Annotated in this window: 21 protein-coding genes; 10 read left to right on the top strand and 11 right to left on the bottom strand. The window is 62.0% G+C overall.

The features are described 5' to 3' along the window. Nucleotides 1-3: 3 nt before the first annotated feature. The 9 genes from Q0931_RS00750 to Q0931_RS00790 form a co-directional block, all read right to left on the bottom strand. On the bottom strand, nucleotides 4-435 hold the full coding sequence (locus Q0931_RS00750; protein WP_299256260.1) for a VOC family protein: 432 nt from the start codon (nucleotides 433-435) through the stop codon (nucleotides 4-6). 140 nt (nucleotides 436-575) lie between these two features. After that, nucleotides 576-3,362 (bottom strand): heavy metal translocating P-type ATPase, encoded by a 2,787-nt coding sequence (locus Q0931_RS00755; RefSeq protein WP_366941555.1) that lies wholly within the window; start codon nucleotides 3,360-3,362, stop codon nucleotides 576-578. Then, on the bottom strand, nucleotides 3,352-3,804 hold the full coding sequence (locus Q0931_RS00760) for a MerR family DNA-binding protein (protein ID WP_299256262.1): 453 nt from the start codon (nucleotides 3,802-3,804) through the stop codon (nucleotides 3,352-3,354). The genes Q0931_RS00755 and Q0931_RS00760 overlap by 11 nt, the downstream gene beginning before the upstream one ends. 197 nt (nucleotides 3,805-4,001) lie before the next feature. Next, nucleotides 4,002-5,600: an ABC transporter ATP-binding protein gene (locus tag Q0931_RS00765; RefSeq protein ID WP_299256264.1), complete on the bottom strand. Its 1,599-nt coding sequence runs from the start codon at nucleotides 5,598-5,600 to the stop codon at nucleotides 4,002-4,004. A gap of 10 nt (nucleotides 5,601-5,610) precedes the next feature. Next, on the bottom strand, nucleotides 5,611-6,576 hold the full coding sequence (locus Q0931_RS00770) for an ABC transporter permease subunit (RefSeq protein ID WP_299256266.1): 966 nt from the start codon (nucleotides 6,574-6,576) through the stop codon (nucleotides 5,611-5,613). Nucleotides 6,577-6,588: 12 nt separating this feature from the next. Then, on the bottom strand, nucleotides 6,589-7,515 hold the full coding sequence (gene oppB / locus Q0931_RS00775; protein WP_299256268.1) for an oligopeptide ABC transporter permease OppB: 927 nt from the start codon (nucleotides 7,513-7,515) through the stop codon (nucleotides 6,589-6,591). Nucleotides 7,516-7,841: 326 nt separating this feature from the next. Continuing rightward, nucleotides 7,842-9,434, bottom strand: coding sequence for a peptide ABC transporter substrate-binding protein (locus Q0931_RS00780; protein ID WP_299256270.1), 1,593 nt, complete (start codon nucleotides 9,432-9,434; stop codon nucleotides 7,842-7,844). 64 nt (nucleotides 9,435-9,498) lie between these two features. Next, on the bottom strand, nucleotides 9,499-11,082 hold the full coding sequence (locus tag Q0931_RS00785) for a peptide ABC transporter substrate-binding protein (protein WP_299256272.1): 1,584 nt from the start codon (nucleotides 11,080-11,082) through the stop codon (nucleotides 9,499-9,501). 245 nt (nucleotides 11,083-11,327) lie between these two features. After that, entirely contained in the window at nucleotides 11,328-12,926 is a 1,599-nt protein-coding gene (locus Q0931_RS00790; RefSeq protein ID WP_299256274.1) for a peptide ABC transporter substrate-binding protein, read from the bottom strand. A gap of 243 nt (nucleotides 12,927-13,169) precedes the next feature. Here Q0931_RS00790 and prfB point away from each other — a divergent pair. The 7 genes from prfB (at nucleotide 13,170) to Q0931_RS00825 (ending at nucleotide 19,863) form a co-directional block, all read left to right on the top strand. Next, nucleotides 13,170-14,268 (top strand): peptide chain release factor 2 gene (gene prfB, locus Q0931_RS00795; protein ID WP_299256276.1). Its coding sequence is split into 2 segments (ribosomal slippage): nucleotides 13,170-13,244 and nucleotides 13,246-14,268, totalling 1,098 coding nucleotides; the frame shifts between segments, so codons are not numbered across the junction. A gap of 172 nt (nucleotides 14,269-14,440) precedes the next feature. After that, the gene (gene lysS / locus Q0931_RS00800; RefSeq protein WP_299256278.1) at nucleotides 14,441-15,958 is read left to right on the top strand and encodes a lysine--tRNA ligase; all 1,518 of its coding nucleotides are present in this window, start codon (nucleotides 14,441-14,443) and stop codon (nucleotides 15,956-15,958) included. Nucleotides 15,959-16,092: 134 nt separating this feature from the next. After that, entirely contained in the window at nucleotides 16,093-16,476 is a 384-nt protein-coding gene (locus tag Q0931_RS00805; RefSeq protein WP_299256280.1) for a hypothetical protein, read from the top strand. Between the two features lie 116 nt (nucleotides 16,477-16,592). After that, a complete protein-coding gene (locus Q0931_RS00810) occupies nucleotides 16,593-17,999 on the top strand; it encodes a DHA2 family efflux MFS transporter permease subunit (protein ID WP_299256282.1) in 1,407 nt (468 codons plus the stop codon). Between the two features lie 69 nt (nucleotides 18,000-18,068). After that, a complete protein-coding gene (locus Q0931_RS00815; protein WP_299256284.1) occupies nucleotides 18,069-18,410 on the top strand; it encodes a BolA/IbaG family iron-sulfur metabolism protein in 342 nt (113 codons plus the stop codon). Between the two features lie 90 nt (nucleotides 18,411-18,500). Then, nucleotides 18,501-19,391 (top strand): hypothetical protein, encoded by an 891-nt coding sequence (locus tag Q0931_RS00820; RefSeq protein ID WP_299256286.1) that lies wholly within the window; start codon nucleotides 18,501-18,503, stop codon nucleotides 19,389-19,391. Beyond that, nucleotides 19,381-19,863 carry a GNAT family N-acetyltransferase gene (locus Q0931_RS00825; RefSeq protein ID WP_299256288.1) on the top strand — a complete coding sequence of 161 codons (483 nt, stop codon included), beginning with the start codon at nucleotides 19,381-19,383 and terminating at the stop codon, nucleotides 19,861-19,863. The genes Q0931_RS00820 and Q0931_RS00825 overlap by 11 nt, the downstream gene beginning before the upstream one ends. On the opposite strand, the gene Q0931_RS00830 is transcribed toward Q0931_RS00825, so the two are convergent. Together Q0931_RS00830 and rsmD are read right to left on the bottom strand one after the other, a co-directional pair. Next, nucleotides 19,857-20,084 (bottom strand): cell division protein ZapB, encoded by a 228-nt coding sequence (locus Q0931_RS00830; RefSeq protein ID WP_299256290.1) that lies wholly within the window; start codon nucleotides 20,082-20,084, stop codon nucleotides 19,857-19,859. The genes Q0931_RS00825 and Q0931_RS00830 overlap by 7 nt on opposite strands. 120 nt (nucleotides 20,085-20,204) lie before the next feature. Further along, nucleotides 20,205-20,825 (bottom strand): 16S rRNA (guanine(966)-N(2))-methyltransferase RsmD, encoded by a 621-nt coding sequence (gene rsmD / locus Q0931_RS00835; RefSeq protein WP_299256292.1) that lies wholly within the window; start codon nucleotides 20,823-20,825, stop codon nucleotides 20,205-20,207. 206 nt (nucleotides 20,826-21,031) lie between these two features. Here rsmD and ftsY point away from each other — a divergent pair, with 206 nt between their 5' ends. Genes ftsY through ftsX form a run of 3 tightly spaced genes read left to right on the top strand, consistent with a single transcriptional unit; the run spans nucleotide 21,032 to nucleotide 24,294 of the window. After that, the gene (gene ftsY, locus Q0931_RS00840) at nucleotides 21,032-22,591 is read left to right on the top strand and encodes a signal recognition particle-docking protein FtsY (RefSeq protein ID WP_299256294.1); all 1,560 of its coding nucleotides are present in this window, start codon (nucleotides 21,032-21,034) and stop codon (nucleotides 22,589-22,591) included. 12 nt (nucleotides 22,592-22,603) lie between these two features. After that, entirely contained in the window at nucleotides 22,604-23,272 is a 669-nt protein-coding gene (ftsE, locus tag Q0931_RS00845; RefSeq protein WP_299257228.1) for a cell division ATP-binding protein FtsE, read from the top strand. Continuing rightward, the gene (gene ftsX / locus Q0931_RS00850; RefSeq protein ID WP_299256296.1) at nucleotides 23,269-24,294 is read left to right on the top strand and encodes a permease-like cell division protein FtsX; all 1,026 of its coding nucleotides are present in this window, start codon (nucleotides 23,269-23,271) and stop codon (nucleotides 24,292-24,294) included. Before ftsE ends, ftsX begins: the two co-directional genes overlap by 4 nt. Nucleotides 24,295-24,327 lie beyond the last annotated feature (33 nt).

Below are 24,327 nucleotides of genomic sequence, written 5' to 3' on the forward strand. Positions count from 1 at the left end.
CTCTCAGTAGTTGGGCCAGAGCCCCGGGGTGACCAGCTCCAGCAGGTGGCCGTCCGGGTCGCGAAAATAGAGACTTTCGCCGCCGGGCGGCCAGTGGGCGCGCCCTTCAATGGCCACCTCATGATGCGCCAGGTGTGCCTCCCAGTCGGCAAGGGCGTCATCATCGATGGCCAGGGCGATGTGCTGACGGCCGTCGCCGTCATGGGGCGGAATGGTGCCCATGCCGTCGGGCAGGTGCACGGTGTCATCGGTCTGGCCCTGCTGAAAGAGCAGCAGCATGGAAGGCCCGGTCGGATAGGCGGTAAAGCGCTCATCGGCCAGATGTGGGTAGAGCCCCAGTACCGTTTCAAAAAAATTCCGGACCCGGGCCATGTCGGCGGTGTAAAGCACGGTTTCGATCACGCCGCGAAGGGCGGGCGCCTGCTGTTCGGACATGGAGAAAGACTCCCTATGCATGGATCTGAAAGGCCAGTGTGGGCCAGCCGGCCCACGCTGTCATGTGTCCTTCCGACCGCCCCAGAACCACCAGGCGATCAGTACAATCAGCATGACGCCCAGGGCATTGATCAACAGGCTCATGATATTGCCTCCGCGTTTGAGTTGGATGTCTCGCTGCGTGCAGGGGCGATACGTTCCGGCGTGAAGTGGCGCAGCCGATTGGCATTGGTGACCACCGTCACCGAGGAGGCCGCCATCGCCAGTGCCGCCACCATGGGCGAGAGCAGGGTGCCGGTCAGCGGGTAGAGCACGCCGGCGGCAATCGGGATGCCCAGCGTGTTATAGGCAAAGGCGCCCCATAGGTTCTGCTTGATGTTCCTGATCGTGGCGCGGCTCAGGTCGATGGCGTCGCTGATGCCGTGCAGCGAATCGCGCATCAGGGCCGCGCCGGCCGATTCGATCGCCACATCGCTGCCGGCACCCATGGCAAAGCCGACATCGGCGCCCGCCAGTGCCGGGGCGTCGTTGATGCCGTCACCGGCCATGCCGACCACGTAACCCTCGCGGCGCAGCCGCTCGATATGGGTCTGCTTGTCCTCGGGCAGAAGGTCGGCGTGTACCTCATCGATGCCTGCCTGCCGAGCGATCGCCTGCGCCGTGGGCTCGGCGTCACCGGTCAGCATCACCACGCGCAGATGGCGAGCATGCAGCCGCTCGATCGCCGCTCTGGCATCGTCGCGCAGCGGGTCCTGCACGGCCAGCAGCGCGACCAGCCGGCCATCGATGGCAAAATGCAGCACGCTTCGCGCCTGATCCTCCCACGCACTGACGGTGCCGCGGACCTCGTCAAGGGCCACATGGTGGTCATGCATCAATGCCGCATTGCCCAGCGCCAGCCGCTCGCCGCGGGGGCCGGTGGCCGTGACCCCGCGGCCGGAAAGGGCCTCAAAGTGTGTGACCTCGACCGATTCGATCTGCTGCTCGTCGCAGTACGCCAGCACGGCACTGGCCAGCGGATGCTCCGAGCCGCGTTCCAGACCGGCCAGCAGCGCCAGTGCCTGGTCATGATCCTCCTCCAGCCAGACGCTGTCGGTGACGCGCGGTCTGCCCTCGGTCAGGGTCCCGGTCTTGTCGACCACCAGCGCGGTCAGCTCGCCGATCCGCTGCAGCGACTCGCCATGACGGATCAGAATGCCGGCGCTGGCGGCGCGGCCCACCCCGATCATGGTCGAAATCGGTGTGGCCAGCCCCAGGGCGCAGGGACAGGCGATGATCAGCACCGAGGTGGCCGTGATCAGCATGTGCGTGATGCGCGGCTCGGCCCCCAGGTTGAACCAGATCAGCGCCGTGAGGACGGCAGCGATCATGACCGCCGGGACAAAGATGCTGGCGACCCGGTCGGCCAGACGGCTGATGGGCGGGCGCGAGCCCTGCGCCTGACGTACCTGCTCGATAATGCGCGACAGGCTGGTGTCGCTGCCCACCCGGGTGGCGCGCAGGGTCAGTGTCCCTTTCGTGTTGAGCGTGCCGGCGGATACCCGGTCGCCGGCTTCACGGGCCACCGGTAGCGGCTCGCCGGTCAGCATCGACTCATCGACATGGCTGCGGCCCTCGACCACCTCACCATCCACCGGTACCCGCTCGCCGGGGCGCAGGCGGACAAGATCGCCCCGGGCCACCTCATCGATGGGCACATCGACTTCCTGACGGTCGCGGATCACCCGCGCCGTGCTGGCGCGCAACGACACCAGCTGCGACAGCGCCTTCGAGGTACGTCCGCGCGAACGGGTCTCGATCGCCTGACCCAGGCTCACCAGGCCGATGATCATCAGTGGCGCTTCCAGATAGAGCGCGCGCGCGGCCTCCGGCACGGTGGCGGGGAAAAGCGCGACAAACATCGAGTAGAGCCAGGCGGTGGCCGTGCCGATCGCGATCAGCAGATCCATGTTGGCGATGCGGTGGCGCACGGCCTTCAGGGCGGCATCATAAAAGCCGCGTCCGGCCACCCACATGATGCCCAGTACGCCCACGCCAATGGCGACCCATACCCAGCGCTCGCTGCCTTCAAGCCGTGGATGGTGAAAGAACATCGACAGCATCAGCGCCATGCCCGGCACCAGCGCCAGCCAGGTATCGCGCAGCCTGCGACGATAGCTCTGCTGCTCCAGCTCGCCGCGGCGGGCCTCGCCCTGTTCGATACTCTCGATCACCTCGGCGCCGTAGCCGGCCCGCTCGACCGCCTGGATCAGGTCATCGGACGTGGCGCTGCCGCGTACCCGGGCGCTGCGGGTGGCAAAGTTGACCTGGGCCTCATCGACGCCGTCGACGTGATCCAGGGCGTTCTGGATGGTGCGGACACAGCCGGCGCAGGTAATGCCGGACAGCTGGAGTTCGATGGCGTCTCCCGGGGCCCTGTCCGGCGGCGTTGCAGTATCGGCGTCAGCCTGCTCGACAGCCTCTTCAGTATCCGCCCTTTTAGTAGTTTCGGGCTCGGGCTCGGGCTGCGGCGCCGGCGCGCTTTCGACGGGCGTGGCCCGATAGCCCGCGTCTTCCACGGCGCGGATGACCTCCCCCCGCGATGTGTGGGTGGTTATCGACAGATGTCGGGTATCGATGTCGATCTTCGCCTTTGGATCAAGGGCTTCCAGCGCGGTACGGGTGCGCTTGACGCAGCCGCCGCAGTGCAGGCCCTCAAGAGCCAGCTGGTGATGGTGGGGCATGTCTTCAGCCGGTGTGGCCTGAAAGCCGGCTCCTTCCACCGCCCTGATGACAGCTTCAAGGGAACAGTCGGTACGCATGGCAAGGTGGTCCACATCGAGTTCGATGCGGGCCTCGGGGTCGAGGGCCTCCAGCGCGGTGCGGGTGCGCTTGACGCAGCCACCGCAGTGCAGGCCGTTCAGGGTGAGTCGATGATCATGAGACATGAGCACTCCCGGTGTCGCGTGCACTCCCTTCGGTGCGCGAATCGTTCCAGTGTTCGATAAGCTGACACAGCGTGCGGCCATCGGGAGCGCCATCCGGCATGGAGGCCCAGACATCCAGCGCCGCTTCCATGCGATCGGCCAGCTGCTTCAGCTCCTGAATCTGCGCTCTGACCTCGGGCAGCCGAGTGCTTAGAAGATCACGCACCATGGGGCAGGGGGAGTCACCGTGATCGGTGTGGGCAAAGATCTCCCCGACCTCCTTGAGGCTAAAGCCCAGTGTCCGGGCACGGTTGATAAAGCGCAGCCGCCTGAGCGCCTCGTCGTCAAACAGCTGATAGCCGTTATTGGGATTGCGCTCGGCATGGATCAGCCCCTGATGGACGTAGTGACGAATGGTTTCGTGGGTCACATTGCCCCGTTCGGCCAGTTCACCGATTTTCATGTCATCACCTGCCGGTTGCCTGTCATGTGCTCAGCATAAAACCCTGGGGTGGCCACAGGGTCAAGGCGGACGCCTGCGCCCATAAAAAACCCCCGCCGACAAGGGCGAGGGTCTGGGGTCATGCCAGCATCCGGTTGGAAATCGTAGCGTGCGAGCATAGTGACAGCTGTTGGCTAAAAACGGATTGCTCCGGGGGTTCAGGCGGCAGTGTCGAGAAACGCTGCTTTCAGAAGTGCTTTCGTGTACGCCTCGCGCGGTGCCTTGAAGATGCTCTCTGCGCTGCCCTGTTCAACCACCTGACCCTCTTTCATGACCAGCACGGTGTCGGACAGCGCCCGGACCACGGCGAGATCGTGGCTGATGAACACATAGGTCAGGTTGTATTTCTGCTGCAGATGGCGCAGAAGCTCGATCACCGTCATCTGCACCGAGCGGTCCAGTGCCGAGGTGGGTTCATCCAGCAGCAGAAAGTCGGGTTTGAGTACCAGCGCGCGGGCAATGGCAATGCGCTGGCGCTGGCCGCCGGAGAACTCGTGCGGATAGCGTTTGCGCATCGCCGGGTCCAGCGCCACTTCTTCCAGTGATTCGATGACCCGTGTTTCGCGCTCGCGCCGATCAAGTTCGGGGAAGTGGACCTTGAGCCCTTCACTGATGATTTCGCCGACGGTCAGACGCGGTGACAGCGAGCCGAAGGGGTCCTGAAAGACCACCTGCATGCGCGAGCGCAGCGGCCGCATACGGGACTTGTCAAAGTCCGTGATGTCGGTGTCTTCAAAGCGTAATTGCCCCTGGCTTTTTAAAAGTCTGAGCAGTGCCCGCCCCAGCGTTGACTTGCCCGAGCCCGACTCGCCGACAATGCCGACGGTCTGACCGCGTCGCACGGTCAGATCAATCCCGCGTACGGCTTCGAAATAGTCGCTTTTACCGAACAGACGCTTTTTGGTGGTAAAGCGTACGCGAACGTCCCGGCCACTGAGCAGGACCGGCGCATCCTCTGCCACCGCCGCCTTGCTGCCACGCGGTTCGGCGTCCAGCAGCATGCGGGTGTAGTCGTGCTGCGGGTCATTGAAAACCTTAGTGGTGTCACCGGACTCGACCAGCTCGCCGTAGCGCATCACACAGACCCGCTCGGCAAAGCGGCGGACCAGGCTCAGATCATGGGTGATGAACAGGATGGCCATGCCATAGCGCTTCTGCAGATTCCGAAGCAGATCAAGAATCTGGGCCTGCACGGTGACATCAAGTGCCGTGGTGGGCTCGTCGGCGATCAGCAGGCGCGGCTCGCAGGCCAGCGCCATGGCGATCATGACCCGCTGGCGCTGGCCGCCGGAAAGCTCATGCGGGTAGCTTGAAATGCGCCGTTCGGGGTCGGGAATGCCGACCTGATCCAGCAGTCCCAGCACTCGCGTGCGCGCTTCACTGCCGGACATGCCGCGATGGCGATGAAGGACTTCGGCAATCTGGCGACCGATCCGGTGCAGCGGATTGAGCGAGGTCATCGGCTCCTGAAAGATCATCGAGAACTCGTTGCCGCGCAGCCGCCGCATCCGCGCGGCACTGACCTGGGTCAGGTCCTCACCGTCCAGACGAATGGCGCCGGAAATTCTGGCCATTTCCGGTAACAGGCGCATCAATGCCGTCGAGGTGACCGACTTGCCGGAGCCGGACTCGCCCACCAGCGCGACGGTCTCGCCCTGATTGATGTGGAAGCTGACGCCCTTGACGGCGGAAACGGTACCGGTGGGCAGTTCAAAGTCCACCTTTAGATTGTCGATCTCAAGCAGGGGTGTCGACATGGAGGACTCCTTAGCGGGTACGCGGGTCGAGGGCGTCACGCAGCCCGTCGCCCAGGAAGTTGAGACAGAAAAGCGTCACGGCCAGAAACGCCGCTGGCACGATCAGCATCCAGGGCGCGCCCTGCATGTTGGAGGTCCCCTCACTGATCAGAACGCCCCAGCTGGTGAGCGGCTCCTGGACGCCCAGGCCCAGAAACGACAGGAAACTCTCCAGCAGAATCACCTTGGGCACCGTCAGCGTCACATAGATGATGACCGGCCCGATCGAGTTGGGAATCAGATGGCGGGTAACGATCTTTGAATCCCGCACGCCCAGGGCGTGGGCGGCTTCGATGAATTCGCGGCGCTTGAGCGACAGCGTCTGGCCACGCACGATGCGCGCCATGTCGAGCCACTCCACTGCGCCGATGGCGGCGTAGATCAAAAAGATGTTTCGGCCGAACACCACCATCAACAGGATGACCAGAAACATGAAGGGCAGGGAGTACATGATGTCGACAAAGCGCATCATGAGGTTGTCGGTGCGCCCGCCGACATAGCCGGAGATCGCGCCATACAGCACGCCGATCACCAGGCTCACCAGTGTGGCCACCAGCGCCACGGATAGCGATACACGCCCACCGTAGAGGGTGCGGGTCAGAAGGTCACGGCCGTTGGCATCGGTGCCCAGCCAGTGCTGGCCTTCCATCGTCGGCGCCACGCCAAAAGCGTTCCAGTCCACTTCGGCCAGATCCCAGGGCAGCAACCAGGGGCCGACGATACAGATGATGGTCATCAGTACCAGCAGGATGAGGCTCGCCATGGCGGCACGGTTATGGCGCAGGCGGCGCCAGGCCTCGCGGGCGAGGCTCTCGCCGGGCTGGGCAACGGGGGCCTGAGGCGGGTTGGGGCTGCCACCGCCCTGAAGATGGTCAGCGCTGTCTGCCGTTGTACCGGGCGCGCCGTGGGTGTCATGAGCACCGTGGGATGAAGTCATGATGCGCTCCGATCAGTCGTCATAGCGAATTTGGGGGTCGAACAGCGAATAGAGCAGATCGACAATCAGGTTCATCAATACGATCAGCACGCCGTAGAACACCACCGTGCCCATCACGAGGGTGTAGTCACGGTTGAGCGCGCCCTGAACGAAGTAGCGCCCGATGCCCGGCAGGCCGAAGATCTGTTCGATGACCACCGAGCCGGTGATGATCCCGGCGATGGCCGGGCCGAGATAGGAGAGCACCGGCAGCATGGCCGGGCGCAGGGCGTGGCGCCAGATCACCTGACGTTCATTGAGCCCCTTGGCGCGAGCGGTGCGGATGAAGTGGCTGCCCAGCACCTCGATCATCGAGGCGCGCATCATGCGGGCGATATAGGCAATCTGCTGGATGGCGAGTGCCACCACCGGGAGCACCAGATTGGGCAGGGCGCCGCCGTTCCAGCCGCCCACCGGCAGCCAGCCCAGAATGACGCCGAAAAAGAGCGCCATCAGCGGGGCGATCACGAAGTTGGGTACGGCAATGCCGCCCAGCGCCGTGCCCATCAGCAGATAATCCACGGTCGTGTTGCGCCTGAGCGCGGCCATCACCCCCATGGGAATGCCTAGCAGCAGCGCCAGCGCAATCGCCAGCCCGCCGAGTTCCAGACTGACCGGAAAGCCCTGAGCGATCAGGTCGGTGACCGAGAAATCCTTGTACTTGAACGATGGCCCGAAATCGCCCTGAACCAGGTTGCCCATGTAGCGCAGATACTGCATGGGCAGCGGCTCATCCAGGTGATAGGCCGCCATCAGGTTGGCCTCGATCTCCGGCGGGAGCTGGCGCTCGCCGTCAAACGGACCGCCCGGCGCGACCCGCATCAAAAAAAACGAGGCCGTGATCACGATCAGAAGCGTTGGAATGGCCATGGCCAGACGCTTGGCGATATAGCTCAGCATGCCGGTCTACCTCGGCGCAGGAAGGACAGATGAAACACGGGATTACTCCTCGATGCTGATTAGCGCAGGGGGTGCACGTCCATTGGGGAAGGTTCCCGGCCATGAACGTGCTCTGACACCAGCGCGGTGTTGATGTAATCGTAAAGCGGCAGCAGGGCGTAGTCATCGAGCAGATGCTGCCGGGCACGGGTCAGAAGTTCGGCGCGCTCGCCCGTATCGATGGTCTCGCTGCTTTGCTCGACCAGCTGGTCATAGTCATCGCTGTGATAGCCGCTGCTGCGGGCGGCGCCTCAACGGTGACAGAGCTGACCATGCCCCAGGAGTGTTTACGGGTCGAGCGTGATCCAGCGTGACAGGTGGCGGTTGATGGCGTTGTCTTCCCAGCCGGTCATGTCCGGATTGACCAGGTTGCGGGCGGCATCGGCGTAGATGGGCGCCATGGCATAGTCGCCCAGCGCCTGACGCTCGGCCTGCTCCAGCAGCTGCTGGCGCTTGTCCTGATCGGGCTGTGCCGCGGCCTGTTCCAGCAGCCGGTCGAATTCGGCGCTGTGGTAGCCGCCGTAGTTCTTGACGTTGCCGGAGGCGAGAATGCTTAAGAAATTGCTGGCGTCATCAAAATCGGCCACCCAGCTGGCGCGGGCGATATCAAAGTCGCCGCGGGCGGTCTCGGCGTAATGCACGTTGGCCTCGGCGTTGACCATCTCGATATCGACGCCCAGCGGTTTCCACATGGCGGCTGCCGCGACGGCGATGCGGCGGTGATCATCGCGGGAATTGAACCGCAGGCGCAGTTCCAGAGGGTGCTCGGGGCCGTAGCCGGCGTCCTTTAACAGCGCTCGGGCCTTGTCCAGGCGCGCATCGAGGGGTGCCTCCATGCCCGGCATGGTCTGCACGTCATAATGCGCGGTGCCGCCGGGGACCAGCGAACTGGTCGGGTTGGCGGCGCCCTGTAACACCTTTTGCGTGATGATGTCACGTCGCAGCGCCAGGTTAAGCGCCTCGCGCACGCGCACGTCGCTGGTCGGGTGGCCGTCGCGGTTATTGAGCGCGTAGTAATAGGTCGAGAGCTGATTGTGCAAATGAACGGCGCTGGCAAGGTTTTCCTTCAACCACTGATAGCGGCTGGCATCGAAGTCACGCATCACGTCCAGATCGCCGCTGCGAAAGCGCGACAGGCCGGTATTAAGATCCTCGACCAGGTAGTAGTTGACGCCATCCAGCGTGACGCTGTCGGCATCATGAAACTGCGGGTTTTTCACGGCCTCGATATGATCATGCGAGACCCAGCGACTGGGCATGAAGGCGCCGTTGGTGGCGATGTGCTCAAGCTTCGTCCAGTCGTTGCCATATTCGCGCACCAGGTGAGCGGGCACCGGCGCTGCGATGATGTGCGCCATCAGGGTGGGCAGATAGGGTGTGGGCTGCTCGAGGGTCACTTTCAGCTGGTGATCATTCACGGCCCGGGCGCCCAGCGATGCCACCCTGGCCTCGCCACGGTTGATGGCGGCAGCGTTTTTGAGCGGATAGAGAAGATTGGCGTAGACCGAGGCGATGGCCGGATCGAGCGCGCGCTGAAAGGCGAGCACGAAATCCCCGGCGGTCACCGGTTCACCATCGGACCAGCGGGCGTCGTCGCGCAGGTTGAAGGTCCAGGTCAGGCCGTCATCGGAGACCGACCAGTTTCTGGCCACCCCCGGCTGGTAATCGCCGTCCGGGGCCAGTGTCACCAGCCCTTCAAATAGATCACCCAGCACATCGTTGTCGTAGACGGCGCCGGTGACGCGCGCAGCGTCCAGCGAGGCCGGCTCGCCATAGATACCGATATCCAGCGTGGCGGCCTGGGCTGACAGGGGACAGGCCAGCAGCGGGCAGGCCAGCAACAGGGCCGCGCCAAAGCTTTTGGAAAGACACCTGGTCATGATGGAAAATTCCCGAGTAACGTCAAAAAGTGGGCGGCATCACAGGGATGCCGCCACCGGGCAGTTATTGCTTGAAGCTGACCCAGCGAGAGGGATGGTTATCCTGCACGTTGTCAACCCAGCCCTGAAGCTCTGGGTTGACCAGGTTGCGGGTGACATAGGTCAAAAGCGGCACCAGCGCATAGTCACCGAGGGCGACCTGCTCGGCCTGCTGCATCAGGCTGGCGCGCTTGTCTTCATCCAGCGTGACGTTGGCTTGGTCGAGCAGTTTGTCGTACTCGGGATTGGAATAGGCGCCGTAGTTGTTGCCCACCCCGGTATGCAAAAGGGTCAGGAAGTTTTCGGCATCATCGTAGTCAGCCACCCAGCCGGCGCGTGCCACATCAAAGTCGCCACTTTGTATGGCCTGGTAGTGCACCGTGGCCTCGGAGTTGATCATCTGCACGTTGATGCCCAGCGGCTTCCACATGGCGGCCAGCGCAATCGCGATCTTTTTATGCTCATCGCTTGAGTTGTAACGCAGGCGCAGATTGAGCGGCTTGTCCGGGCCATAGCCGGCCTCCTGCATCAGCTTTTTGGCCTCGGCCAGGCGCGCGTTCATGTCATCACCGTCGAGGGTCATGTGCTGCGTCTCGTAGTGATTGGTACCCGGCGGCACCAGCGCATTGGCCGGCAGGAAGGTGTTGTCCATGATCTGCTTGGACAGTACTTCGCGTCGCACTGCCAGATTGAGCGCTTCGCGCACGCGAATATCAGCGGTCGGATGGCCGTCACGATGGTTCAGCACGTAGTAATAGGAACCCAGAAACGGACTCATGTGGGTGGCGTCCGGCAGGTTTTTCTTGAGCCACTGATAGCGGTCCGAGGTGTATTCGCGCATCACATCAAGTTCACCGGCCCGAAAGCGCGAAACGCCGGCATTGCGATCCTCGGTGGGATAGTAGTTGACGGTATCGATGGCCACGTTGGCGGCATCGTGAAACTCGGGGTTTTTTTCGGCCGTAATGTGATCGTGTGAAATCCAGCTGGTCGGCTTGTAGGCGCCGTTGGTCTGGATGTGATCCATCTGCGTCCACTGCTTGCCGTACTGGTCAAATACGTGTTTTGGCAACGGGTAGGACGTGTAATGGGTCAGAATGCCGAGGAAATAGGGAGCCGGTTCCTTGAGCGTGACGCGAAAGGTCTTGCCGTCATCGAGTGATTCCACGCCGAGCTGGTCCGCTGGCATCTTGCCGGTGTTGACTGCCTCGGCATTCTTGACCGGATAGAGCATGTAGGCGTATTTGGAGGCGCTGGCGGGGTCAAGCATATGCTGCCAGCCAAATACGAAGTCCTCGGCCGTGACCGGCTTCCCGTCCGACCATTTGGCATCATCACGCAGATGGAAGGTATAGGTTTTACCGTCCTCACTGATGTCCCAGGATTTGGCCACACCCGGGATGCGGTGGCCTTCAGGGTCCTGCGTGAGCAGGCCTTCGTAGATATCCCGCAGTACATCGCTTTCCCAGGTACCACCGCTGACCTGAGAGGTATCCAGCGAGGCAGGCTCACCGAGGATGCCGATATTGAGGGTTTGGGCATAAAGCGGAGAGGCAAACAGGGTGGATGACAGCGCAAGCGCGCCCATCAGCGGACGGATCGAGGGCATGAAGGTACCTGAGGTGATTGGCGTTGTTGTTATCGCTATCGCGGTCCGGGATAGCGGCGCGAGCTGAAGTATCGCTTATGACGATTTTGTGAAGTTACTCCGCGTCAGTGGATGTGTCCAGAGTTGCCCGGTTGTTCAAACACCTGTCTGAACCGGGCAGGAGATAGCAGAAAACGGTGGCATGGCCGGGTGACGATGATCCTCGAAGGCGAGTCATGCTCGCCTTCGAGGATCTCGATCAACGCTTATGGTGATGGCTTGATCGAAATCCAGCGCGAGGCATGCATGTCGAGCGCGTTGTTGTTCCAACCGGACAACGACGGCTTGACCAGATTGCGTGCGGCGTAGGTATAGATCGGTGCCAGCGGGTAGTCGGCCAGTGCCATCTTCTCGGCGCGCTGCATCATGTCGCGGCGCTTGTCACTGTCGAGCTCGCGGTCGGATTGGGCGATCAGCTGGCTGTACTCGGGATTTTGATAGTCACCGTAGTTGTTGGTTTCGGCCGACAGCAGCTGCAGGAAATTTTGCGCGTCGTCGTAGCTTGAAATCCAGGCCGCGCGCGCCACCTGAAAATCGCCCTGCATCAGATCCGAGTAGTGCACGTTGGCTTCACTGTTGCGCATCTCGACATTCACGCCCAGTGGCTTCCACATGGCCGCGACCGCCACGGCAATGCGCTGATGCTCATCGCCGGAGTTATAGCGCAGCGTCAGGTTGAGCGGCTTGTCGGGGCCATAACCGGCTTCCTTCATGAGTTTACGGGCGTGGTTCATGCGCGTGTCCATGTCATCCTCAAGGCCGGGCTGAGCGGCGGGGGTGTAGTGGCTGACCCCGGGCGGAACCAGTGACATGGAAGGCGTCACGGCACCATCGAGGAGCTTTTCACTGATGATATCGCGCCGGATGGCCAGCGAGAGGGCCTCGCGCACGCGCTTGTCGGCGACCGGTGAGCCGTCGCGCAGATTGAAGACGTAGTAGTAGCTGCCCAGCGATGGCGTGATCTTCACGGCATCGGGAATCTGCTGCTCAAGCCACTGATAGCGCGCCGCGGGGAAGTCACGCAGGATATCGAGTTCGCCGGCCCGAAAGCGTGAAATGCCGGCGTTCTTGTCTTCGATGGGGTAGTAGTTCACGCCGTCGAGCGAGACCTTGCCGGCGTCGTGAAACTCGGGATTTTTGACCGTGTCGAGCTCCGAGTTCGAGACCCAGCGCACCGGCTTGAAAGCGCCATTGACCACGATGTTGTCCGGTTGGCTCCACTTGTCTCCCTTGTCTTCCACAACATGTTCAGGGATGGGGTAGCCAAACGGCAGCACCAGCGTCTTGAGAAAATAGGCAGCCGGCTCGGTCAGATGAATGACCAGCGTTTTGCCGTCATCACGGCTTTCTACCCCCAGGGTGTCGAGCTCGGCCTCGCCGGCGTTAATTTTCCGGGCGTTGACGACCGGATAGAGGCGGTGGGCGTAGTTGGAGGCGGTTTTCGGGTCAATCTGATAGCGCAGGGCAAAGACGAAGTCATCGGCGGTCACCGGCTCGCCATCCGACCAGCGGGCATCGTCGCGCAGGTGGAAGGTGTAGGTTTTGCCGTCATCGCTGGTCTCCCAAGAGGTCGCGACACCCGGAATGATCTGTCCCTGAGCGTCGATGGCCACCAGGCCCTCGAAGATGTCGCGCAGGACATCTTCTTCCCAGACGCCGCCGGTGACGCGGGCCGGGTCAAGCGAGGCGGGGTCGCCGCTGATGCCGACATTGAGGGTGGCAGCGGTGGCCAGTGGCGTGGTCAGTGTCAGGCCCAGCGCGCCAAGCAGCGCCAGCGTTCTGGTGTTGATGATTTTTGTGTTCATTGTGCGTCCCTGCAGGTCGTGTTTATCCGATGATGCCGATGAAGGATCAATGAAAGATCACAGCACTCCCGTGTACTGTCAAAAACAACCTGCCTGGAAGCGGCATTTTTATGGTGAAAGGGCGGGGCATACCGGGTAGCGGGTGACGGGGAGGTGGTGCTTTGGCTACAATAACGCCCCTTGTTTTTCAACTCTCATGCGATGCCGGTGTTTGACGCCAGCGTCCTGTCCGAGCGAGATACCATGCAGGAATTGACCCCCATTCATCATATCCTCAAGGACCTGTCCGAACGGACAGACGTCCTGAGGGGGTATCTTTGACTATGCCGAACGCAAGGACCGCCTCGAGGAAGTAACCCGCGAGCTGGAAAACCCCAACGTCTGGAACGATCCGGAGCATGCCCAGAAGCTGGGGCGTGAGCGGGCGCAGCTCGAGGATATCGTGACCACGCTCGACGCGCTGGAAAGCGGCATTCGCGACAACGGCGAACTCTATGAGCTGGCGCACATGGAAGAGGACGAGGAGACCATGACGGAAATTCGTCGTGATCTCGACCGCTTCGAGACGCAGCTGGCCAAGCTCGAATTCCGCCGCATGTTTGCCGGCGAGATGGACCCCAACAACGCTTATATGGATATCCAGGCCGGCTCCGGTGGTACCGAGGCGCAGGACTGGGCCAACATCCTGCTGCGCATGTATCTGCGCTGGGCCGAGCATCACGGCTTCAAGGCGGAAATTACCGAGATTTCGGCCGGGGATGTGGCGGGCATCAAGTCGGCCACCCTCCACGTGCAGGGCGAGTACGCCTTTGGCTGGCTGCGCACCGAAACCGGCGTGCATCGGCTGGTCAGAAAGAGCCCGTTCGATTCGGGTGGTCGTCGGCACACGTCGTTCGCCTCGGTGTTTCTCTCTCCCGAGATCGATGACAGCTTTGAGGTCGAGATCAATCCGGCCGATCTGCGCGTCGATACCTATCGCTCGTCGGGCGCCGGCGGCCAGCACGTCAACACCACCGACTCGGCGGTGCGCATTACCCACGAGCCCAGCGGCGTCGTGGTGTCCTGTCAGACCCAGCGCAGCCAGCATGCCAACCGCGATTTTGCGATGAAACAGCTCAAGGCCAAGCTCTGGGAACTGGAAATGCAGCGCCGCAGCGCCGAGAAACAGCAGGCCGAGGACTCCAAGTCCGATATCGGCTGGGGCAGCCAGATCCGCTCCTATGTGCTCGATGATCAGCGCATCAAGGATCTGCGCACCGGTGTGCAGACCAGCAACTGTGAAAAGGTGCTCGACGGCGACCTGGATCAGTTCATCGAGGCCAGCCTCAAGCAGGGGCTTTGATCGGAAGAGACGTTTTAAAGAGACGACTTCCGACCGGCAGGCTCGTTTTGCAGCATCGCGTGCTTCAGTCATGACCCGTGCCGGGCATGAACCGTGTTAGACATGAGTGTCAGACATGAACCGCAGGCTGTCACGAGCCTGCCATTGACGGTTATTTTCAATAGGCAAGGTAATGGCGAATCAGGATCAGCAGGCAGGCAGCGAACACGAAGAAAACCATCTGATCGCCGAGCGGCGGGCAAAGCTTGCCGCACGCCGCGAGAAGGCCGGTGCAGAGGGCGGCAGCGCCTTCCCCAATGATCTGCGTCGTGACAGTCTGGCAGCGGATCTCCAGGCAGAACTGGGCGAGCACGACAAGGAAGCGCTGGAGTCGCTGGGCCGCCAGGCAGCCGTGGCCGGGCGCATCATGCGAAAGCGCGGCCCCTTTATCGTCATTCAGGACGCCTCCGGCCAGATCCAGCTCTACGTGGATAAAAAGGGCCTGCCCGCTGAGGTGCTTGAAGACATCAAGGGCTGGGACATCGGCGACATCGTCTTTGGTCAGGGTCCGGTGCACAAGTCCGGCAAGGGCGATCTCTATGTGATGATGGAGACCGCACGGCTTCTGACCAAGAGCCTGCGCCCGCTGCCGGACAAGTTCCACGGCCTGACCGATCAGGAAGCCCGCTATCGTCAGCGCTATGTGGACCTGATCATGAATCCGGAAGTGCGGGATACCTTCCGCATTCGCGCCGCCGTCATCAGCGCCATTCGTCAGTTCTTTACCGAGCGTGACTTCATGGAAGTCGAAACGCCGATGCTGCAGCCGATTCCGGGTGGTGCCACGGCGCGTCCCTTCATTACCCATCACAATGCGCTGGATATCGACATGTATCTGCGCATTGCCCCGGAGCTTTATCTCAAGCGTCTGGTGGTGGGCGGCTTCGAGCGGGTCTTCGAGATCAACCGCAACTTCCGCAATGAAGGGCTCTCGACCCGGCATAACCCCGAATTCACCATGCTCGAGTTCTACTGGGCCTATGCCGACTACCACGACCTGATTGATCTGACCGAGTCGCTGGTGCGCTTTGCCGCCGAAAAGGCCGTGGGCACCACCCTGATCCACTATCAGGGCACCGAGTTTGATCTTTCCCGGCCCTTTGATCGCCTGACCCTGCGTGACGCGATCCTGAAATACGGTCACGGGATCGAGTCGAGCGAGCTGGACAGCCTCGAGCGTGCCACGGCGCTGGCCGGGCGGCTGGGTATCGAGGTCAAGCCGGGCTGGGGCCTTGGCAAGCTGCAGACCGAGATCTTTGAAACCGTCGCCGAACATCGCCTTGAGCGGCCGACCTTTATCACCGAATATCCGGCCGAGGTCAGCCCGCTGGCGCGTCGCAACGACGCCAACCCGTTCGTGACCGACCGCTTCGAGTTCTTCGTGGGCGGGCGCGAGATCGCCAACGGCTTCTCCGAGCTCAATGACGCCGAGGATCAGGCCGAACGCTTTGCCGCCCAGGTGGCCGAGAAGGACGCCGGCGATGTCGAGGCGATGTACTACGACGCCGATTACGTCCGCGCCCTTGAGTATGGTCTGCCGCCGACGGCAGGTGAGGGCATTGGCATCGACCGACTGGTCATGCTGCTGGCGGATGCGCCGTCCATTCGTGATGTGTTGCTGTTCCCGGCCATGCGCCCGGAAGCAGAGTAAAACGCAGCGGCCGACAGGCTCTGGATGTCCGATGTGCGCCAATGGTCGGATGAATCATGGCGTTGGCGCGCCCGGGCGGCCATACTTGGGCGCTTGAACAGGATTTCCACCAGCCCCGAACCGGGAGAGTTGCAATGAAACTGGTGAACCGCTCTGCACTTAGCGTGCGTCCCAAACAGGCCTTTGTGGACTGGATCAATTCGCTGGAAGCGACCGAGGGTGAGGATGATCTCACGCTGGAGGATGCCGAACGCGAAAGTACCATCTACCTCATTCCCGAGATGGATACGGAAGATGCACTGCGGGCCTGCCTGCATGAACGCTTTGCCGATATCCTTGAAAACGAGCTGTCCGCCTGGGAAGAAAATTCCCGCCACTGGCCGGACATCAACGAAGTCACCTTTGAATTCTTTCTTCGTGTCGAGCACAGCTATCTGTGCGTGGATCTGGACGAGGAAGCGGTGCTCGAGCAGAGTGATTTCGAGGATGATCTGCTGCTGGATACCGATGAGGTCTGATCATTCTCCATTGAGATGACCTGGAGGCTTGCCCGGCATCATGGCCGGTGTGAGCTTTTTTGCCCGGTTTTTGTTCCTCGTGATCGCACGTTGTCTCGCACTATCGGTAACTCCTCTTGAAAGCACTATTGTCCTGGCGTGAAGGTGATGATGGCCTGCCTCCGCGTCAGCGTATTCTGGCCATGATGGTCCTGATGTCGGGGTCGCTGATGGCGGTGCTCAACATCAACAGCGTCAACATTGCCCTGCCGACCATCGCCCGCGAACTGGGCGTCTCTTCTGCGGCTTCCGTCTGGATCATCAACGTCTATCAGCTGGTGGGCGCTGCCTCCATGCTGACCTTTGCCGCACTGGGCTATCGCATCGGGCGATACCGTCTTTACATCGGTGGCATGGTCCTGTTCGTACTGACCTCGATAATGTGCGCGCTGGCACCATCGCTTGGCTGGCTGATCATTTTTCGCGCCATTCAGGGACTGGGCTCGGCGGCCATGATGAGCATCGGGCCTTCCCTGTACCGGGTCATCTTTCCGACCCGACTGCTGGGGCAGGCGATGGGGCTGACCGCGCTGACCGTATCACTGGCGGTCGCCGGCGGGCCGGCGCTGGGTGGACTGGTGCTCGCCGTGGCGAGCTGGCCGTGGCTTTTCTGGATCAACGTACCGCTGGGTGTGGCCGCCATCTGGTTGGCCATCCGGGCGCTGCCGCAGGAGCAGGGCAGCCGCTATCGGTTTGATGTGCTCGGCGCCGTGCTGTCAGCGGTAGGGCTGGGGGCCTTTGTCATCATGCTCGACAGCATTGCCGACCTGTCGCGCTCTGGGACCGTGCCGGTACTTCTGGCGGTGAGTGTGGCGTCGCTGGCAGGCTTTATCTGGCGTCAGCGTCATTTTGAAAACCCGTTGCTGCCACTGGTCATCTTTCGCGAGACGCGCTTTTCCATGGCGGTGATGACCTCGTTTTTCTCCTTTCTGGCCCAGAGCATGGCGTTTATCAGCCTGCCCTTTCTGTTTCAGAATGTGCAGGGTTACACCCCGCTGGAATCGGCCTTTCTGTTCACGCCCTGGCCACTGGGTGTCATGATCGGGGCGCCACTGGGCGGGCGGCTGGCCGACCGCTTCAGTCCGCCAATCATCTCATCAATAGGGCTTTTGTTGTTCATGGCGGGGCTGGCGGCGCTGGCGCTTTTGAGTGATCAACCCACAACGATCGATATCCTGTGGCGCAGTGCCCTGTGCGGACTGGGCTTTGGCCTCTATCAGGCACCCAATAACCGTGAAATGATGGGATCACTGCCCAAGGCACGCAGTGGCAGTGCCTCCGGCGTGCTGGCCAGCGTGCGTACCTTTGGTCAGTCTGTTGGCGCTGCCTTGGTTGCACTGGTGCTTTCTGGAATAATGAATGCCACGATGGATAGCGCTGTCACGGTGAGCCTGGCCCTCTGGATGGGCATGGCCTCTGCCATTGTGGCGCTGATACTTTCGGGGTCACGAATATGCATGCTGCACCGTCAGCAGACCGGTTGAATGACCCTTCCGGCCGCCGCCGTGATGCATGCCCACCAACAATATCTGACATGCCGGAGGTGATAACCCATGACAATTTCTTCGGTGGATACGCTTGAAGGCGCTGACATTGCGGCGCTGATCGAGCAGAAGCTTGCCATTTTCGAGCCGCAGTGGCTGAGCATCGAAAACGAAAGTCACAAGCATCATGTCCCGCCCAATTCACAGACGCACTTCAAGGTAACGCTGATTTCCGAGCAGTTTGAAGGCATGATGCCGGTCAAGCGTCATCAGCAGGTCTATGCCGCACTCTCCGATGAGCTCGCAGGTCCGGTGCATGCACTTGCCCTGCATCTGTACACGCCCGATCAGTGGGAAGCGCGGGGCAACGCGCGGCCCGATTCGCCGAACTGTCGTGGTGGTGACGCCTAGTGTTGTTCAGATCTTGAGTCGTCGATACCGACTTCAGGCCTTCCCCGTGGGAAGGCCTTTCAGACGGTATCCCTTCAACGGACGTTTTGTATGGTGACCGAGCGCGCGCGCCGACAATATCTCGAGGCCATGGGTATTCACCTGTGGGTGGCTCGGCATCCGTTGCCCAACGCGCTGGCATCCTCTCTGCCGGAAGTGGAAGAGGTCGCGGACAGCCGGAATGTCCCGCTGGATCATCATCAGCGTCTGCACGCCCTGATTGATGAATTCGATCGTCCCGAGGCCACTCCCGAGCCTAAAACGCCCTCACCGGAAGTGACCCCGCATGATACGGCCAGGCCGGTGCGTTCGATCAAGGCGCTGCTCGATACCGACAAGGGTAAGCAGGACAACGTCCCGGTCACCGTTCCGGCGGCGCGTTCTTCAGCGGCGGTTGCCGAAGAGGACAGCCCCCCGGCGGCGTCAGAGGTGGCTGAGCCTGTTATCAGGTCGCCCCATGAGCCGCTGCGCTTCTCGCTGCAGGTGGCGGCAATTGATGGCCGCTGGCTGGTGCTGTTGACGCGTGATGAAGCGCTGACGGCTCAGAAAGAAACGCTGCTGAATGCCATATTTCAGGCCGGGGGGGTTGAGCCTTCTGCACCGCTCTCCTGTCAGCGGTTTGGCTGGCCCATGATGGAAGGATTGCCGGTCGATGACGCGCTTGATGAGGCGCGTCAGGGATTCAAGGCCTTTCTGGCCGGGCGTCGTGCCCGCGGCTGGAATCCTGAACGGCTCCTGCTCTTTGGACAGCTTTCGGTGCTTGAAGAGGTACTGGATGTGCACAACGGGCGAAGCCGTGTTCTGGATCTGCCGCTCTGGCAGGGGCCGGCGCTTGACGCGCTGGATAAGGCCTCATCGCGCCGGGCGCTCTGGGCAGCGATGGGGGAGTGGCGCCGCTGGTGGCAAGCAGACGTCGAGGGACAGCAAAGCGATGACGCCTGAATCGGTCAGTGATGTTGAGGCGCTGGCGGCGCTGGATGCCCGGGCCCGAGGCCCTGATGCCTGGTCGTTGGCCCGCTTTGAGGCGCTGGCAAGCGATCAGGAATACCAATTGACGGGCATTGTCGATAACAATACGCAGGCATTGCTGGCCTTTGCCGTGGTCTCGGTGGGGCCTTTTGATCTTGAGCTTGAAATGATTGCGGTAGACCCGAACCATCGACGCCGGGGGCTGGCCGGCCGACTGATCGTTGCCATGATCGAGCAGGGAGAAGCGAGGGGGCTTGAGCGGGTGCTACTGGAGGTGCGAGCCGGCAATGGCGCGGCACAGGCACTTTACGAACGTCATGGCTTTGAAGTGGACGGGCGCCGGGCAGGCTATTATCCGCAGGCTTCAGGCGGGCGCGAGGACGCGATATTGATGTCGCGTCCTCTCACGCACCAGGAGCAGGGCGCCGAAAGACCTGCTCAGTAGGAGGGGCTGGCGGCCGGAGCTTCAGGGGCCGGCGTAGTGCTGGCGTCGAGCTCACGGAAACGCTCCAGCAGACTACCCAGACGACTTTCCCACTGCTGACGTTCGTTTTTCAGACGCTCGTTTTCCTGACGCAGTTCGTCAAGCTCCATGCGCTGCATTTCGATGGTGTCAACGGCAGTATTGACGCGCTGTTCAAGCTGCTCGAAAAGTTCATTGCTCATGCTGTACTCCTGATACAGATATTAAGGCGAAGTGCCGCCCTGCATGGCCCGGATCGGGTGCCGGCGCGCGCGCAGGCCAGACTACGCGCGCCGGCGCGCGGCGGCAAGAGGGTGGCCTTGTTATTGCGCGCTTTCACGTCGATAAAGTCGGGTGTGGCTGTCGCCGGCCCGGGTCTCGCGGATCAGGTACCAGCCGATGGGCAGCTGCGGAATCAGGCCGGCCTCGGTTTCGACATGAATCAGGGCATTTTCGGTCAACCAGCCCTCCTGCTCAAGGCGCTGACAGCAGTTAGTGATCAGGTCCTGTCGAAAGGGTGGATCCAGAAAGACCAGATCGAAGGGCCTGGCAGGGCGCGTGTCCAGAAAGGCGTCAGCGTTTTGGTGATGGACCGGCATCGTGACCTCAAGCGTTGCCAGATTCTGTGAGATCTGGCGAGCGACCTGGCGGTCTGCCTCGACAAACTGGACATCGCCGGCACCGCGCGAGAGCGCCTCGAGCCCCAGGGCACCGGTACCGGCAAACAGATCGAGCACGCGAGTACGGCTGTCGATCTCGGTTGCCAGCCAGTTAAACAGCGTCTCGCGCACGCGATCCGGCGTTGGTCGCAGATCCGGATGAACAAGTACGGGCAACAGGCGCCGACGAAATCGGCCGCCAATCAGTCTCAGGCGGCCGCTGCCCGTGCGGGCCCTGCCCTGGCGTTGATCCTGTCCTGATGTGCCGTGCCGCTGTCGCCTCATGTGCCCTTAAAGCCTCGGTAGGTGAAAATATGCTGCCAGTGCCGGTCAGTACGATTGGCGGGAAGCGCAGCAATCATTGCCGGGTGTGCCATCCTCGGATGGCGTGCACGGATTGTACCGGCGAGCCGTGCTTGAGTGGTAGGATGCGGTATCAAATGACGGCTCGACCGTCTTTTTCCGATGGATCAATCGCGACGATATAGCCCATGTTTGGTTTTTTTAAGCGCAAGAAGCAGCGCCGCGATCAGCAGGATCGCGAAGAGCAGCAGCAACTGGAGCAGCAGGCGCCGACGCCTGAAGCCGAAGACACCAGAGAAAAGCCCCCTGAACCGCCTGTCGTCGAGACCGAACCGGAGCCGGAGCCCGTTGTTGAGCCCGAACCGGAACCGGTGGTCGAGCGTGAGCCGGAGCCCGTCGTTGAGCCCGAACCGGAGCCGGTGGTCGAGCGTGAGCCCGAGCCCGTTGTTGAGCCCGAACCGGAACCGGTGGTCGAGCGTGAGCCGGAGCCCGTCGTTGAGCCCGAACCGGAGCCGGTGGTCGAGCGTGAGCCCGAGCCCGTTGTTGAGCCCGAACCGGAACCGATGGTCGAGCGTGAGCCGGAGCCCGTCGTTGAGCCCGAACCGGAACCGGTGGTTGAGCAAGAGCCTGAGCCTGCTCAGGAGCATCCGTCCGAAATCACGGAGACTCCGGAAGAGATAGCGCCCGGCACCGCTTCGGAAGTCACGACGCCTGCACGTAACCGCGGTCGCGACAAGCCGCGCCGGGCCCGATATGACACGGCCATTGAAGTTGGCCCTGAAACCGCTGATGAGCAAAGTGATATCGCCGGCGCCAAAAAGGGCTGGTTTTCACGCATGCGTCAGGGGCTTGGCAAGACACGCTCCAACCTGACCGACGGTCTGGCAACACTGCTGCTGGGTCACAAGGAAATTGACGATGATCTGCTGGAAGAACTCGAAACGCAGCTTCTGATGGCTGACGTGGGCGTTGCGGCGACCAGTGACATCATGGCAAGCCTGGAAGAGCGTATCTCCCGGCGTGAGCTCAAAAATGTCGATGCACTCTACAAGGCGCTGCAGGAAGAGCTGTCCCGGATGCTCGAGCCGGTGGCCAAACCGCTGCGCCTGCCGCCGAAGGGGGAAGGGCCGTTCGTGATTCTGATGGTGGGCGTCAACGGCGTGGGCAAGACCACGACCATCGGCAAGCTGACCCAGCGTTTTCAGCGCCAGGGCCGTAGCGTCATGCTGGCCGCCGGGGATACCTTCCGCGCGGCCGCCGTTGAGCAGCTACAGGTCTGGGGCGAGCGTAACGATGTGCCGGTGATTGCCCAGCACACCGGTGCCGACAGTGCCTCCGTCATTTATGACGCGGTATCGGCGGCGAAGGCGCGCGGGATTGACGTGCTGATTGCCGATACGGCCGGCCGGTTGCACAACAAGGGCCATCTCATGGATGAGCTCAGCAAGGTACAGCGTGTCATGGCCAGGCTGGACGCCCAGGCTCCGCACGAGGTCATGCTGGTCCTCGATGCCGGTACGGGCCAGAACGCGATCTCTCAGGCCGAAACCTTCAATCAGGCGGTGCCCGTCACCGGCATCACCCTGACCAAGCTGGACGGTACGGCCAAGGGCGGCATCATCTTTGCCATTGCCAAGCAGCTGGGAACCCCCATTCGCTACATCGGCGTGGGAGAGACGCTGGATGATTTGCGACCCTTCGAGGCTGAAGACTTCGTGGGGGCTCTCTTTGACCGGGACGGCAGCTGATTTCTCATGGCCATGATCGAGTTTGCGCATGTCGGCAAGCGCTATGGCGGTCGTTTCGAGGCGCTGGCCGATCTCAATTTCACCGTGCAGCGCGGTGAAATGGTGTTTCTTACCGGGCACTCCGGTGCCGGGAAAAGTTCGGTCCTGCGCCTTCTCATGGCGTTGGAGCGGCCTTCCCGGGGCCGCATTGTCGTGGCCGGTCATGACATCACCAGCCTTCATGTCTCGCAGATTCCGTTTTATCGGCGCCAGATCGGGGTGGTCTATCAAAACCACCAGCTGCTTTTTGATCGCAGCGTGTTCGATAACGTGGCCCTGCCGTTGATCATCCAGGGCGCCACGCCTCAGGATGCCCGGCGCCGGGTGCATGCCGCGCTCGACAAGATCGGTCTTTTGCATCGCGAAAAGGCGCTGCCCATCGAGCTTTCCGGCGGTGAACAGCAGCGCGTCGGCATTGCCCGCGCGGTCGTGAACAAGCCGGCCATGCTGCTGGCAGACGAGCCGACCGGTAACCTGGACCCGCAGCTGTCGGCCGATATCATGCGTCTTTTCGAGGACTTCAATCGCATCGGGACAACCGTACTGCTGGCCAGTCACGATCTGGCACTGATCGCCCGGCTCAGGCATCGGGTGCTCAAGCTGCGCGATGGCCGACTGGTCGGTGATGAGGAGGCTGCATGAGCCAGAAACCACGTCGCCGCTCAACCAACGACAAGACGTCCCGTCGCCCTGCACCCGACACCGAGAAGTCCCGTCGCGGAGCACGTTCCCACCAGATCACCTTTGAAAGCCGCTCACGCGCCTGGCGTCGCCATCATGAGCAGATGGCCGTGGACAGCCTTCACCGTCTGCGCTGTCGGCCGCTGTCGAGTCTCATGACCATGATGGCGATTGCCATCGCGATGGTATTGCCGGCAAGCCTCTGGCTGGCGCTGGGCAGTGCTCAGCTTCTGGACAGCAATCTGGATGACAGCGCCCGCATGACGCTCTACCTGAACCCGGCGCTGTCGGAATCCCAAGCCATGGACATTACCGATCAGGTGCGCGGCGAAAGCGACATCGCGTCCACCGAGCTGATCACGGCCGCCGCCGGCCTTGAAAGCTTTCAGCAGCGCCTGGGCATGAATGATGCCCTGGCCATGATGGATGATAATCCTCTGCCGGCGACCATACTGGTACAGCCGCGCTCGCGCGACCCGAAGGCGGCGCAGGAACTGGCCGAACGGCTTGGCAAAATCGATGGCGTGACCGATGCGCGTCTGGACATGGCCTGGCTTGAGCGACTGCGTCAGCTCAGTGAGCTGGGACGTCGTGTCGTGCTGGCCTTTGGCGTGCTGTTCGCTCTTGGCGTACTGCTGGTGGTAGGCAATACCATTCGGCTGGCGGTCGAAAGCCGTCGTCAGGAGATCGAGGTAGTGACCCTGATTGGTGCCACGCATGCTTTCGTACGACGCCCGTTTCTTTACGTTGGCGTCTGGTACGGACTCGGTGGCGGCATTCTGGCGCTGATCCTGCTGACGCTGGGGAGAGAATGGCTCTCGGCCCCCATCGATATGCTGGCCTCCGGATTCGGCAGTCACTTTACCCTGCCGGGTATCGGGCCTGGTGGATCGGTTTTGTTGCTGATCTGTAGTACCATGCTGGGACTTATAGGCGCATGGCTTGCCGTCAGTCGCCATCTGGCAGACATCAGCCCGCGTTGAAATGATGAACACACATGGCCGATAAAGCCGTGA

This window comes from uncultured Kushneria sp. (assembly GCF_947497025.1).
Lineage (GTDB): Bacteria > Pseudomonadota > Gammaproteobacteria > Pseudomonadales > Halomonadaceae > Kushneria.

What these genes read in the sequence shown, in the direction of transcription:
- Q0931_RS00750 (WP_299256260.1), bottom strand. Translation starts at nt 435, where the DNA reads ATGTCCGAACAGCAGGCGCCCGCCCTTCGCGGCGTGATCGAAACCGTG.
- Q0931_RS00755 (WP_366941555.1), bottom strand. Translation starts at nt 3,362, where the DNA reads ATGTCTCATGATCATCGACTCACCCTGAACGGCCTGCACTGCGGTGGC.
- Q0931_RS00760 (WP_299256262.1), bottom strand. Translation starts at nt 3,804, where the DNA reads ATGAAAATCGGTGAACTGGCCGAACGGGGCAATGTGACCCACGAAACC.
- Q0931_RS00765 (WP_299256264.1), bottom strand. Translation starts at nt 5,600, where the DNA reads ATGTCGACACCCCTGCTTGAGATCGACAATCTAAAGGTGGACTTTGAA.
- Q0931_RS00770 (WP_299256266.1), bottom strand. Translation starts at nt 6,576, where the DNA reads ATGACTTCATCCCACGGTGCTCATGACACCCACGGCGCGCCCGGTACA.
- oppB (WP_299256268.1), bottom strand. Translation starts at nt 7,515, where the DNA reads ATGCTGAGCTATATCGCCAAGCGTCTGGCCATGGCCATTCCAACGCTT.
- Q0931_RS00780 (WP_299256270.1), bottom strand. Translation starts at nt 9,434, where the DNA reads ATGACCAGGTGTCTTTCCAAAAGCTTTGGCGCGGCCCTGTTGCTGGCC.
- Q0931_RS00785 (WP_299256272.1), bottom strand. Translation starts at nt 11,082, where the DNA reads ATGCCCTCGATCCGTCCGCTGATGGGCGCGCTTGCGCTGTCATCCACC.
- Q0931_RS00790 (WP_299256274.1), bottom strand. Translation starts at nt 12,926, where the DNA reads ATGAACACAAAAATCATCAACACCAGAACGCTGGCGCTGCTTGGCGCG.
- lysS (WP_299256278.1), top strand. Translation starts at nt 14,441, where the DNA reads ATGGCGAATCAGGATCAGCAGGCAGGCAGCGAACACGAAGAAAACCAT.
- Q0931_RS00805 (WP_299256280.1), top strand. Translation starts at nt 16,093, where the DNA reads ATGAAACTGGTGAACCGCTCTGCACTTAGCGTGCGTCCCAAACAGGCC.
- Q0931_RS00815 (WP_299256284.1), top strand. Translation starts at nt 18,069, where the DNA reads ATGACAATTTCTTCGGTGGATACGCTTGAAGGCGCTGACATTGCGGCG.
- Q0931_RS00820 (WP_299256286.1), top strand. Translation starts at nt 18,501, where the DNA reads ATGGTGACCGAGCGCGCGCGCCGACAATATCTCGAGGCCATGGGTATT.
- Q0931_RS00825 (WP_299256288.1), top strand. Translation starts at nt 19,381, where the DNA reads ATGACGCCTGAATCGGTCAGTGATGTTGAGGCGCTGGCGGCGCTGGAT.
- Q0931_RS00830 (WP_299256290.1), bottom strand. Translation starts at nt 20,084, where the DNA reads ATGAGCAATGAACTTTTCGAGCAGCTTGAACAGCGCGTCAATACTGCC.
- rsmD (WP_299256292.1), bottom strand. Translation starts at nt 20,825, where the DNA reads ATGAGGCGACAGCGGCACGGCACATCAGGACAGGATCAACGCCAGGGC.
- ftsY (WP_299256294.1), top strand. Translation starts at nt 21,032, where the DNA reads ATGTTTGGTTTTTTTAAGCGCAAGAAGCAGCGCCGCGATCAGCAGGAT.
- ftsE (WP_299257228.1), top strand. Translation starts at nt 22,604, where the DNA reads ATGATCGAGTTTGCGCATGTCGGCAAGCGCTATGGCGGTCGTTTCGAG.
- ftsX (WP_299256296.1), top strand. Translation starts at nt 23,269, where the DNA reads ATGAGCCAGAAACCACGTCGCCGCTCAACCAACGACAAGACGTCCCGT.